The sequence below is a fragment of the Iodidimonas gelatinilytica genome, assembly GCF_008579125.1.
GTDB classification, from domain to species: Bacteria; Pseudomonadota; Alphaproteobacteria; order Sphingomonadales; family Rhodothalassiaceae; genus Iodidimonas; species Iodidimonas muriae.
The window spans coordinates 262,444-275,313 of the sequence record NZ_BKCL01000001.1 but is presented as its reverse complement, the minus strand read 5'-3'; the positions used below and the strand labels follow the sequence as shown (position 1 = coordinate 275,313).

8 protein-coding genes and 2 pseudogenes are annotated in these 12,870 nt (G+C 54.7%); 2 read left to right on the top strand and 8 right to left on the bottom strand.

Annotation, left to right across the window (positions count from 1 at the left end; genetic code table 11):
- Window positions 1-33: 33 nt before the first annotated feature.
- The 8 genes and pseudogenes from tgt to JCM17844_RS01130 form a co-directional block, all read right to left on the bottom strand.
- A complete protein-coding gene (gene tgt / locus JCM17844_RS01160; protein ID WP_149999287.1) occupies window positions 34-1,170 on the bottom strand; it encodes a tRNA guanosine(34) transglycosylase Tgt in 1,137 nt (378 codons plus the stop codon).
- Window positions 1,167-2,207 (bottom strand): tRNA preQ1(34) S-adenosylmethionine ribosyltransferase-isomerase QueA, encoded by a 1,041-nt coding sequence (gene queA / locus JCM17844_RS01155; protein ID WP_149999286.1) that lies wholly within the window; start codon window positions 2,205-2,207, stop codon window positions 1,167-1,169. Before queA ends, tgt begins: the two co-directional genes overlap by 4 nt.
- A 54-nt stretch (window positions 2,208-2,261) precedes the next feature.
- On the bottom strand, window positions 2,262-2,963 hold the full coding sequence (locus JCM17844_RS01150; protein WP_149999285.1) for a TetR family transcriptional regulator C-terminal domain-containing protein: 702 nt from the start codon (window positions 2,961-2,963) through the stop codon (window positions 2,262-2,264).
- 129 nt (window positions 2,964-3,092) lie between these two features.
- The gene (locus tag JCM17844_RS17015) at window positions 3,093-3,962 is read right to left on the bottom strand and encodes a ribokinase (RefSeq protein ID WP_371864734.1); all 870 of its coding nucleotides are present in this window, start codon (window positions 3,960-3,962) and stop codon (window positions 3,093-3,095) included.
- Window positions 3,963-3,977: 15 nt separating this feature from the next.
- Window positions 3,978-4,925, bottom strand: a pseudogene (locus JCM17844_RS17010) (nucleoside hydrolase); the annotation flags it as partial.
- Entirely contained in the window at window positions 4,925-6,151 is a 1,227-nt protein-coding gene (locus JCM17844_RS01140) for a NupC/NupG family nucleoside CNT transporter (RefSeq protein ID WP_149999283.1), read from the bottom strand. The pseudogene JCM17844_RS17010 and the gene JCM17844_RS01140, both read right to left, overlap by 1 nt.
- 63 nt (window positions 6,152-6,214) lie before the next feature.
- Window positions 6,215-7,536: pseudogene (gene deoA, locus JCM17844_RS01135) on the bottom strand (thymidine phosphorylase).
- Window positions 7,537-7,724: 188 nt separating this feature from the next.
- Complete coding sequence (locus tag JCM17844_RS01130) at window positions 7,725-9,320, bottom strand: sodium:solute symporter (RefSeq protein WP_149999282.1); 1,596 nt, start codon at window positions 9,318-9,320, stop codon at window positions 7,725-7,727.
- A 223-nt stretch (window positions 9,321-9,543) separates the two neighbouring features.
- Between JCM17844_RS01130 and JCM17844_RS01125 the strand changes: the two genes are divergently transcribed.
- Window positions 9,544-10,839 (top strand): TIGR03862 family flavoprotein, encoded by a 1,296-nt coding sequence (locus tag JCM17844_RS01125; RefSeq protein ID WP_210431109.1) that lies wholly within the window; start codon window positions 9,544-9,546, stop codon window positions 10,837-10,839.
- Between the two features lie 224 nt (window positions 10,840-11,063).
- Window positions 11,064-12,785 carry a methyl-accepting chemotaxis protein gene (locus tag JCM17844_RS01120; RefSeq protein WP_210431108.1) on the top strand — a complete coding sequence of 574 codons (1,722 nt, stop codon included), beginning with the start codon at window positions 11,064-11,066 and terminating at the stop codon, window positions 12,783-12,785.
- Window positions 12,786-12,870 lie beyond the last annotated feature (85 nt).

Sequence of the window (12,870 nt, the reverse complement as noted above, 5' to 3'; positions counted from 1 at the left end):
TCCGACAAACCAAATAGATGCCTCATCATAGGCTCAAAGTGGATCGATGTCGCCACCACGATATGTTTCAAGGAATTGAGCGGCAAAATCAGCCAGACAACCTTGCTCGATAGCATCACGCAGGCGCTGCATCAGGGCCTGATAAAAGGCGATATTGTGCCAAGTCACCAGCATCGGGGCCAAAATTTCCTCGCACCGCACCAGATGATGCAAATAAGCGCGAGAATAGTGCGTGGCCGGACTTGGCACATCGGGATCAAGGGGCCGCGGATCGTCCTTGTGCCGGGCATTGCGCAGATTGATCGGTCCGCGCCATGTGAAGGCCTGTGCAGTGCGGCCAGAGCGTGTCGGCATCACGCAATCAAACATATCAATGCCCCGCATCACAGCCCCGACGATATCATCGGGCTTGCCCACCCCCATCAAATAGCGCGGCTTTTCCGCAGGCAGCATGGGTGCGCAGAAATCAAGGGTGGAGAACATCGCCTCTTGCCCCTCGCCCACGGCCAGGCCGCCTACCGCATAGCCATCAAAGCCAATATCCGCCAAGGCCTTGGAGGATTGTTCGCGCAAATCTTCAAAGACACTGCCTTGCTGGATGCCAAACAACGCCGATTTTCCCGATTGCTGTGCAGAGCTATCAAAAGCCTCACGGGAGCGACGCGTCCAGCGCATGGACAGATCTTTCGATTCTTTTGCCTGCTCATAGGTGGCCGGAAACGGCGTACATTCATCAAAACACATAACGATATCCGAGCCTAGAAATCGCTGGATTTCGATAGAGCGTTCCGGCGTTAGCATATGGCGCGAGCCATCAATATGGGACTGGAAGGCAACGCCTTCTTCCGTCAGCTTGCGGAGCTTGGCCAAGGACATCACCTGAAATCCGCCGGAATCCGTAAGGATCGGCCGGTCCCAATTCATGAACTGGTGCAAGCCGCCCAACTCGGCGATTCGCTCTGCCCCGGGGCGCAGCATCAAATGATAGGTGTTGCCAAGAATGATATCCGCACCGGTTTGGCGCACACTTTCAGGCAGCATGGCCTTGACCGTGGCCGCCGTTCCCACCGGCATAAAGGCCGGCGTGCGAATCTCGCCGCGCTGCATGGTGATGGTCCCGCGCCGGGCTTTGCCATCGGTTTTATGAACATCAAAAGAAAAACGGGTCATGGGGCCTCGGTCAAAGAAGGGGGAAACAGCAAGCAGGCATCGCCATAGGAATAAAATCGATAGTCATTAGCGATGGCATGGGCATAAGCCGCCTGCATGCGATCAAGTCCGCAAAAGGCCGAAACCAGCATGAACAATGTGGATTTCGGCAGGTGAAAATTGGTCATCAGCACATCAACGGCGCGGAATTTATAGCCCGGTGTGATGAAAATATCCGTATCGCCGCGGAAGGGCTGGATGCGACCCTGTTCGTCCGCCGCACTTTCCAGCAAGCGCAAGGAGGTGGTGCCAACGGCAACGATTCGGCCGCCGCGATCCCGCACCTCGTTCAATTGGCGGGCAACCTCTGGCGTGATCTCCCCCCATTCCGCATGCATCCGGTGATCTTCGGTATTATCCACCTTCACCGGCAGAAATGTTCCCGCCCCCACATGCAGGGTCAGCGTTGTGTGCGCCACCCCGCGCGCCTTCAAACCGGCCAAAAGCCGATCGGTAAAATGCAGGCCCGCCGTGGGCGCCGCAACAGCCCCCTTTTTCTCGCTGAAAATGGTTTGATAATCCTCCAGATCACGGGCATCGGCGGGGCGCTGGGCGGCGATATAAGGCGGCAAGGGCATAACGCCATGCTGCTGAAGTGCGGTTTCCACATCGTCTGCCAAAAAGCGCAAGGTAACTTCCGCACCATCGCGCTGTTCAACCTGCGCCGACAGGCCATCAAATTCCAAAAGATCACCGGGGCGGCATTTCTTCGCCGGACGCGCAAAAGCAACCCAACGGGCCGCATCCAGACGCTTATGGAGCGTGATCTCTATCTTTGCTTCACCGCGATGGCCAAAAAGCCGCGCCGGAATGACACGGGTGTCATTGCTGACCAAAAGATCACCGGGCCGCAACATATCTGGCAGGTCCGATACATGGCGATCATCAAGGCCGCCCCCGCCATCCACGCGCAACAAACGCGCCTGATCACGCGGGCTGACCGGCCGCAACGCGATCCTGTCACGGGGCAATTCAAAATCAAACAGGGAAATATCCATGGCTGGCTTTTAAAGCACAGACCAATTGGGCCGCAACGCTTATTCGCTTTCTGCCTATGAGTTTGGCGTTTCCGCAGGCGTCTTCGCGCTTTCTGGCTTATCAGCCAGCACACCGCGCAGGATAATCCGGATCAAGCTATCCGACACATCGGCGAAATAATCCTTGGTCAAACGCGGCATATTCATCACCGCTTTGATCTGCGGTTGAAAATCCGCATAGTGCTGCGTTGCCGCCCAAATCAGGAAAATCAGGTGATATGGGTCTACCGGCAGCAATTTTCCTTGCTTGATCCAGCCGCAAATAACGCCGGATTTGCTTTCCACCAGCTCCCGCAGATCGGTTTCCATATACTCTTTCAAAAAGGGCGCACCTTGCAGCACTTCATTGGCAAACACCCGCGATGCAATGGGCGAGCGGCGCGACATTTCCACCTTGAAACGGATATAGCGGCTTAATTCTTCTTCGGGATCGCCTTCGGGGTCCAGATGGGCCAAAGGCGTGAGCCAGGTTTCCAAAGTCCGCCGCAGAACCGCAACATAAAGATCGGTTTTGCGCTTGAAATAATAATGCAGATTGGGCTTCGACATATCAGCTTTTTCGGCAACCTTTTCGATGGTCGCTCCATGAAAGCCATAGGCTGCAAACACCTCTTGCGCGGCATCTAATATGCGTTTTTCATTGCGCGCCTGAATACGGGTTTTCCCCGCCTCATCCGCACCATTCTGTGGCCGTACCATCTGGATATCATGATCCATAAAGCGCCTCATCCCCCGCCCTTGTTTATGCCGTGGCCATAATCATGGCTTCTTTGGCACCCTTTGCCCACACGATCTTTATGTTAAGCCTATCGCTCCATTGGGTCCATTCACCAAGAGCGTGATCAATTAGTCAAGGTCATTCCGGTGCGGCATACCGGGCTGGGCCCCGTGCCGCGTGGTGGCACGCGCCCCCACCTTGCAAGCAAAATCAAGGGCTTCTTGATATTCTACAGAAGACATCAGCGCAATCGTAAGGGCGGCGCAAAAGGCATCCCCAGCCCCCGTGCTGTCCACAACCTGTACCTTGGGCGGAGTGGCGCGGGCGATCACCTTGTCGCCTTTCATCAGCATGGCCCCTTTGGCCCCCAAGGTCAGCGCTTTCAGGCCTTGGAAGCTATCCAATTGGCCATCCAGCGCCTGCGCTTCGATTTCATTCATAATCAACACATCCACCCTGCGAAGAACCGCAGGAGAGATCGGTGCCACCGGAGCGGCATTAAGCACAAACAGCCCCGCCTTCTGTTGGGCGGCGGCTTCTTCAATCACCGCCATTGGCACTTCAAGCTGGCACAAAAGCGCCTCGGCTTGCGGCAATTTCAGGCTCTCAGCGGCAAAGCGGCGATTGGCACCGGGGGCCACAACGATCTGGTTTTCACCCCCCGCATCCACGACCACCAGAGCCACGCCCGTGGGGCAATCGGCCAAAGAGATACAGTGCGAAAGATCCACGCCATCCACACGCAAAAGGGCCAAAGCCTCGTCGGCTGCCGCATCGTTGCCCACCCGTGCGCACAAGCAGACATCGGCCCCCAGGCGCCGGGCCGCCAGCGCCTGATTGGCCCCTTTGCCACCGGGAAAGCGGCTCAGCTCTGCGCCGGTCACCGTTTCACCAGCCACCGGCAAACGATCGGCCCGTGCCACAATGTCCAGATTAACAGATCCCAAAACCGTCAAGCGTGGCGGTTGATCTTTCGCATCAGCTTGGCCATCACCCATCTCTTCAAAAGGAAAGCGGGCCAATCGCTCGGTCAATAAGGCGAAAAACCCGTCCGCATCCACATCATAAAGCCAACGAACATTTTTGGGCCGGTCGGTCACCGCCCAAAAATCCACCGCCGTATGCCCCAATGTCAGCGCCGAATGTGTTTCCACAGACACGTTGCACAGCTTCGATTGAAACAGCTCCGGCTTTAAAAGCCAGGCGATGGTGCATGGATCATGCAAAGGCGCACCGCCGGACCCGTATTTCTGCGTATCGAAACGGTTGAAAAAGGCCAGCATATTGTAAACCGCTTGCGGCACCACGCCATCCTGCGCCTTGATAGGTGCCAAGCGTTCCTTGGTGGCCAGCACTTTGTGGGTTACGTCCAACCCCGCCAAAGTGATCCGGCGGCCACAATCAAAAACAATTTTTGCCGCTTCCGGGTCCACCAGAATATTGAATTCAGCCGATGGAGAGAAATTCCCCCCTTCGCGCATGGCCCCACCCATGGCAACGATTTCGCGGATCTTCGGCAAAATATCCGGGGCTCGCATCATGGCCAGAGCCAAATTGGTCAAAGGCCCGCTGGGCACCAATGTGATGCTGTCGTCTTCTGCGGCCAAAAGGGTTTCAATGATGAAATCCACCCCATGGCCATCCGCCAAAGGTGTTGTGGGATCAAAAACATCAATCCCGTCAATACCGGTTTGCCCATGCACATTTTCAGCAGTAATCAATGGCCGCATCAAAGGCCGGTCACAGCCTGCATAAACCGGAACATCGCTCCGCCCGGCCAATTGACAGATCATACGGGCATTACGCTCTGTGCGTTCCAGCCCCACATTGCCCGCCACTGCCGTGATACCCAGAATCTGGAGATCTTCCGGAGAGGCCAGCGCCATAAGCAGGCTGACCGCATCATCCTGACCCGGATCACAATCCATGATAATGCGGCGCATCCCCGAAGCCCCTTCCATTAGAAGGGCAAAAGCAGACTGGCCATGGCGGCGCTCATCAGGTTCGACAAAGAACCCGCTGCCACCGCACGCAAGCCATAACGGGCAATTAGATCACGCTTTTCGGGGATCAGGCTGCCAAGCCCACCCAAAAGAATGGCGATGGATGACACATTGGCAAAGCCGCACAAAGAAAATGTAACCACAGCTTCTGTACGCGGGCTGATGCTATCAACGACCTGCCCCAGATGCAGATAGGCGACAAATTCATTGAGAATCAGCTTTTCTCCAAACAGCGCACCCGCAATTTGTGCTTCTGACCAAGGGATCGACAAAAGATACATCACCGGCGCAAACAGATAGCCGAGAATAAGCTCTAAGGTGAGGTCACCATAACCAAACCAGCCGCCAATGCCGCCAACAATCCCGTTGAACAAGGCAATCATCGCGACAAAAGCCAGCAACATCGCCCCAACATTCACCGCCAGTTTCACGCCATCCTGCGCCCCCACAGCCGCTGCCAGAATCACATTGGCATGGGGTTTGTCGCCATCTGCCTTGGTGGGCTCCAGATCTTTCGTTGCGTCAGCGCTTTCTTCATCGGGCATCAGCAATTTGGCCATCAAAAGCCCGCCGGGTGCCGCCATGAAACTGGCCGCCAAAAGATAATCCAGTCGAATACCCATCTGGGCATATGCGGCCAAAACCGTGCCCGCAACAGAGGCAAGCCCCGAAACCATTACGGTAAACAACTGGGCATCGGTGAGCCGGCCAAGATAAGGACGAATGACCAAGGGGGCTTCGGTTTGGCCAACGAACATATTGGCCGCCGCATTCAAGGATTCGATATTTTGTGTGCCGATGATGCGCCGCAAGATTCCGCCAACAATCTTCACAACCCATTGCATGATATGCAGGTGATACAGAACCGCCATCAGCGAGGAAAAGAAGATGATAATGGGGAGAACATTGATTGCGAAGCTCAATGCGCCATCCCCATGGGCCAGCCAGCCAAAGACCATATCAATCCCCACATTGGAGAAATTGAGGATGGCCTGAACCCCACCGGACAGTGCCTGAATCATGGCTTTCCCGGCCGGAACATATAACACAAAAGCCGCAATGGCCGCCTGTAATCCAAAAGCGCTCAAAACCACCCGTGGCCGAATGGCCCGCCAATTGGTTGAAAGGGCAACAGCCAAAGCCAAAATGGCCATGATGCCCAGCAGGCTTATGAAATTCCCCAAAATCTCTCTCCCTCTATGGCCGCTTATGTTTTGGCCTTCTTGCCCACACCTTTTGGGCTGGTTTCAGGCGCTGGTCAGTATGTCATAAATCACCGGGCTGTCCGCTGGTTTTTGATCCAAGATATGTGTGGCCGCGCGCAGATTTTGCATCGCACGGTCGGCGGCATCTTTGCTGGCGGCATGAACATAAGCCAAAGGCCGGTCCGGCCCGACTTTTGCACCAATCGGGGCAATGCGATCAAAGCCCACCGAAAGATCCAGCACATCATCCACCGCCCTGCGGCCCCCGCCCAGTTCGATAATCGCATTGCCGATGGCCCGCGCATCCACAGCAAACACATAGCCTTCCGTTTCGGGCAAAACCGGCACCACCACCGATGCCTTGGGCAAATAATGCTGATACCGCTCGATAAAGTCTGCAGGGCCGCCCAAAGCCGTCACCATTTTGGCAAACACCTCCGCCGCGCGGCCCGATGTTACCGCTTCATTGGCGCGTTCAGTGGCTTCTTCGCGGTTATCGGCAAGACCGCCAGTGATCAGCATTTCCGCGGCCAAGGCCAACACCACCTCATCCAACCGGCTTTCACGGCGACTATTGGTCAGATAGTCCACCGTTTCTTCAATTTCGACGGAATTTCCCGCCGTATCGCCCAAAACCTGCGACATGTCCGTGATAAGGGCATGGGTTGTCAGATCAGCGGCTTTGGCGGTTCCGATGATGCTACGCGCAAGGGCGCGGGCTTCTTCAATGCTTTCCATGAAAGCGCCGGTCCCCACCTTTACATCCATCACCAAAGAGCGATTTCCGGCGGCAATTTTTTTGGACAGGATCGAGGCCGTGATCAACGGAATGGATTCTACAGTGCCCGAAATATCGCGGATGGCATAAAGGCGGCGGTCCGCAGGTGCCAGATCCGATGTCTGGCCGATAATGGCGCACCCGACCTCTTTTGTGACCTTGCGAAATACATCAAGACCCGGCGTGGGATTATATCCCGGAATACTGGCAATTTTATCAAGGGTACCGCCCGTATGTCCAAGACCGCGTCCGGAAATCATCGGCACATAACAGCCACAGCTTGCAGCGATGGCCGCCAGCATAAAACTTACCTTGTCGCCCACCCCGCCAGTGGAATGTTTGTCCACAACCGGGCCATCCAGACCTTCCTGCTCCAGTCCAGCATCACGCCAGAGTTCGCCATGGCCAATGTCAAGGCTCCGGCTTCTTCAAAGCTCATGGATTTCAAGAAAATCGCCATGGCGAGAGCGGACACCTGCTCAGCCGGAAGGCTGCCATCGGCAAGGCCGGAGACAAACACATTGATCTCCTCAGCGGACAAAGTCTCACCATCCCGCTTTTTACGGATCACATCTTTGAATAGCATTTTGGTCTCCCCGTCCCGTTTTTCCACGGCCAAAAATCTGACCCGCGCACATCGAAGGCTTTGGGACCATAACCCCATCACCTGTTATGGCAAGCCAGTTTGAAGCATTTGGACAAACTAGACAGATTTTTTAACAATCAGTCAAATTTTATGAATCCGCAAATTCCATGCACAATGCTGATGCGCCGTCATGAGAAATAAACCCACAACACCGCCACTGCCGCAACAACGCCAAGGCTCAGCCAGATATCGCGCGTCCGTCCCTTTGTGGGAATGGCCTGACCGTCACGAAAAACCGCATGCCATGTCAGGTCCTGTTCCGGTTCCGCATCGGGAAAGATCAAACTCCCCACAACCAAAACCAGAAAAGACACAAGAAACAAAATAATGGCCACATGCAGGAAATTTTCCACAGCCAAAGTCAGCCAAATTCCTTGAAGGGCATCTTTGTTCAGTTCCAGAATCAACCGTCCAATACCAAGCACGGCCCCGACCCCCAAGGCCCATCCGGCTCCTTTGGCGCTGGCGCGCGGCCACAAGATCCCCACCAGAAACACTGCGGCGATGGGCGGCGAAATATAGGCCTGCACACTTTGTAAATAGGTATAAAACTGCCCGGAAATACGGCTCATGAACGGAATCCACAAAAGCCCCAACCCCACCAGTGCTGCGGTGGACAGGCGCCCGACCAAAACCAGCAGGCGCTCGCTCGCGTCTTCATGGAAGCGTTTATAAATATCCATGGTGACGATGGTGGAACAAGAATTGAATACCGAAGACAGGGAACTCATTAAAGCGGCCAAAAGCCCGGCCACTACCAAGCCCTTGAACCCCACAGGCAGCAATTGCGCCACCAAAGTGGGAAGAGCCGCATCGGGGCTATCCAGAACAAACAGGCCGCGCTCCGCCAGTGTCGCGGCAATGATGCCCGGCACAACAAACAAAAACAGCGGCAATTGTTTCAGCCAGGCCGCAAAAATAGTACCGCGCCGGGCTTGCTCCAATCCATGGGCAGACAGCACCCTTTGCACGATATATTGGTCCGTACACCAATACCACACACCCAAAATAGGCGCGCCAAACAAGATGCCCGTCCATGGAAATTCGGGATCGCTCATGGGGCGCCACAGGCTGAATGCCGCATCACCCGCTTCCACCCGCAAAGCGGACCAGCCACCAACCGCCTGCAGCCCGATCACCGTTACCGCAACGGCCCCCAAAAGCAGCACAATCATCTGTAAAACATCGGTATAAAGAACGGCCCGCAGCCCGCCCCAGATGGTATAAAGGCCGGTGGCTACCACAACAATCACGGCCCCCGTCCAGAAATCCAGCCCCATCAGGCTTTGAAACACAATGCCGCCCGCCGCAATGGTCACAGAAATCTTGGTCAGCACATAGCCAATGATCGAAATGATGGCGAGATAGAATTTCGCCCCTTCCGAATACCGTTTTTCCAGAAATTCGGGCATGGTGAACACACCGGAACGCATATAGAAGGGCACAAAAAGCCAGCCCAAAAGCAAAAGAATCAGGCCGGCCAGAATTTCAAATTGCCCCACGGCAATGCCACTGGCCGCCCCCGTTCCTGCCAGCCCGACCAGATGCTCCGATCCGATATTGGAGGCAAATAACGATGCCCCCACCACGAACCATCCTGCATTGCGGCCCGCCAGAAAAAAGTCTTGGCTATCGGATTTCTTACGGCGGCGGGTGGCCAAAATCGCCACCCCAAAAACCAGCACGAAATAGGCAGCAACAACGCCCCAATCAAAAATCTCCATGTCCCCTCCCCTTCTTTCCCTAGCCGTTACAGGTTGTTTTCATTTTTTGTATTCTTTGCACAAAATATCGGATTGGCATTCATATTTCTTATAAAGATGCTTATTTTCTATCCTTATTGAATGCAAAACAATTTGCAATTTTTCCTCAAAATCGGCCAATCGCACGCCGAAAGCAAAAACAAAGCCCTATCCCGCACGCCTTGAATAAGGGGCACCTCTCGCCTTGGGCGCTCAATTAAGCTATAGCGCCGCCTTTGCCGACATCCGCCAAGGTCTTGCCATGCCACAGTTCCAGACTGCCCGATCCCCCATTGCCATCATTGGTGGCGGCCCCGCTGGCTTGATGGCTGCCGAAACATTGGCACTGGCCGGCTTTTCGGTGACAGTTTATGAGCGCATGCCCACCGTGGGCCGCAAATTCCTCATGGCCGGACGTGGCGGGCTGAACCTGACACATAGCGAAAATCTGGAGCACTTCCTTGATCGCTATGGCCCGGCACGCCGCTGGCTAGAGCCGCTCATCCGGGCTTTTCCGCCCGATGCTGTGCGCCAATGGGCCGATGACCTCGGAGCAGAGACTTTCGTCGGCAGCTCCGGACGGGTATTCCCCAAGGCTATGAAAGCCTCGCCATTATTACGGGCATGGCTGGCGCGGCTGCGCGCGCTGAATGTGGAGATTCAGACCCGCGCCGAATGGCAAGGCTGGGATGATAGCGGCGCACTTTTACTGCGCAGCCAAGAAGGCATCAGTATAAAAGTACGGCCCGCCGCAACCATTTTGGCTTTGGGGGGAGCCAGTTGGCCCCGTCTTGGCTCGGAGGGGTCATGGCGCGCGCCTTTGGAACAGCTTGGCGTAACCGTTTCCGCCTTTGAGCCAGCCAATTGCGGTTTCACCATCCCGTGGAGCCCTTATATAAGCGAACGATTCGCCGGAACACCCTTGAAAACATGTGTGTTTTCCGTAGATGGGCAATCCGTCAAGGGCGAGGCAATCATCACCCGCACAGGCATAGAGGGCGGCGCGATCTATGCCCTATCGGCTCAACTGCGTGACCAGATTCGCCAAAAAGGCCATGCACGACTGACCCTTGATCTGCGACCCGACCTAAGCCATTCGGACCTCCAAATGCGCTTATCCCGTGTGGGCAGAAAGCAAAGCCTGTCCAACCGGCTTCGCAAAGCCGCGAAATTATCGCCGCTGGCCATCGCTTTGGTTCTGGAGCATCTGAATAAAGCGCCTCGAGAAATTTTACTTGATGATATTTCAACACTTATAAAGTGTGTTTCTTTTGACATTACAGGAACCCAATCCATTGACCGGGCAATTTCCACTGCCGGTGGAGTGTCCTTCAACAATCTTGACGACCAACTGATGCTCAGAGCCTCCGCCGGAATTTTTATCGCCGGGGAAATGCTCGATTGGGATGCGCCCACAGGCGGCTATCTGCTTCAGGCCTGCCTTTCCTCCGGGTTTTCCGCCGCTCAGGCCGTTAAAAACTGGCTGAATAACGCCCCTTAAAGATGTAGAAATCTTAAAACGCCTCTACCAGTAGTATGTATTTAAGACAAAATGATTCGTTAGCTATCGTAACATTTACGAATAATTTATATTTCGTAAGGCATCTAGTTATTCTCACGTCGGTAGAAAAAAATAAATTTACATATACCGTATGTATTATACGAGGGGTCGTCTTCATGTGGAAAATCGGGAATTGGCTATCTAATCAAAAGTTCGGGATACGCTTGGCTCTTGGCTTTAGCACCATCGGTGTTTTGATGCTCTTCATGGGGGCATTTTCGGTCAATGGGGCCTTTACTCTCTCTGCTGTAACCGAAAATCTGCATCGACACCCTTATACGGTTTCCAATGCCACGCGCGACGTGCAAACCGCCATTTATGCCATCCATCGAGATATGAAAGATATTGCCCTCTCCCGCGATCCATCCGAGATCGAAACGGCCATGGCATCGATCAATCAACATGAGAAGAATGCACTAGAAGCCTTTGATATTATAGAAAAACGGTTTCTCGGCGACAAAACGGATATCGAAGAAGCCAAAAAGGCATTCCTGAGCTGGAAGCCCATTCGGGATCGCGCCATCGATCGCGCGCGCAACGGGGATTATGAAAGCGCAGCGCGCATCACCCGTGAAACCGACGCCACATTCATGCAGACATTGTTTTCCGAGATTGATGAGGTGGTGGCCTTCGCATCAAACAAGGGCATCGAGTTCATGGAACAGGCCAACGGTACGCGTACAAAAACCCTATGGTCGATCTCCATTTTTATTCTTGCCACATTTGCTGCCGGAGCGGCTATCGCGCTCTTCTCCTCGAAAAATATCACACACCCCCTCAATCGCTTGCGCGAAGTGATGGAAAATCTGGCTGGCGGGGATCTCACGGTCAAAATTCCTTTCAATAAAAACCGTGATGAAATTGGCGACATGGCCCGTACGGTCGAAATTTTTCAACAAAACGCCATTGCCAAGGCACAAGCCGAAGCAGAAGCCAAAGAAGCTGCGGAACAACTCGCCCGCGAGGAAGCCGAACGCAAAGAACTGGAAGCCGAGCAACAAGCAAGGGAGCGCGAAGAGGCTGAAACCATCCGTCGCCGCGCCCAAGCACTGGACACACTGGTTCAGAAATTTGAGCAGCAAGTGTCCGAAATCACCAATGCTCTGTCCACCGCATCGACGGAAATGTCTTCCACCGCGGAAAACCTGACCGATGTGGCCGATGGCACCGCCCGGCGCGCTGAAATCGTGCGCGGTGCAGGCGAGGAAGCCTCGCAAAATGTCACCACCGCCGCCAGTGCCGCAGAAGAGCTTACCGCAGCCGTTGCCGAAATCAGCCGCCAAGTGGCCAATGCCAACAGCATTGCCGGAGAAGCCAGCGAACAGGTTCAATCCAGCACCAAGAATGTCGAGGCTTTGTCGGTATCCGCCGATCGCGTGGGTGAAGTGGTAACGCTGATCAACGCCATTGCCGAACAAACAAATCTTCTGGCGTTGAACGCCACCATTGAAGCAGCGCGCGCAGGCGAAGCCGGGAAAGGCTTTGCCGTTGTGGCAAGTGAAGTGAAATCCCTCGCCTCGCAAACCCGCAACGCCATTGAGGAAATCGGCACATTGGTCATGGAAATTCAATCGGCAGGCAGCGAAGCCGCCAGCACCATGACCAAAATGAACGATGTCATCGCCAAGGTCACCGAAGCCAATTCCACCATCGCCGCCGCTGTTGAACAGCAATCGGGGGCCACACGCGAAATTGCAGAAAATATGCAAAACGCCTCCGATGGAACGGTCAGCGTGGCGCACGAAATCAACGGCGTCGCTGATGGGGCTGCGGAAACCGGATCCGCCGCCACACAGATGCGGGCCGCGGCCTCCTCTTTGTCTGAAATGACAACGAATCTGAAAACCCAAATCGATCAATTTATTGATGGCGTAAAATCTGTATGAGTTCCCTAAAGACTGGCCGAACCTTCTCCCCTTTTTTTAAAATCCTGGCAGCATCCAGTCTGCTTGCGCTTTCCGCGTCCCATGC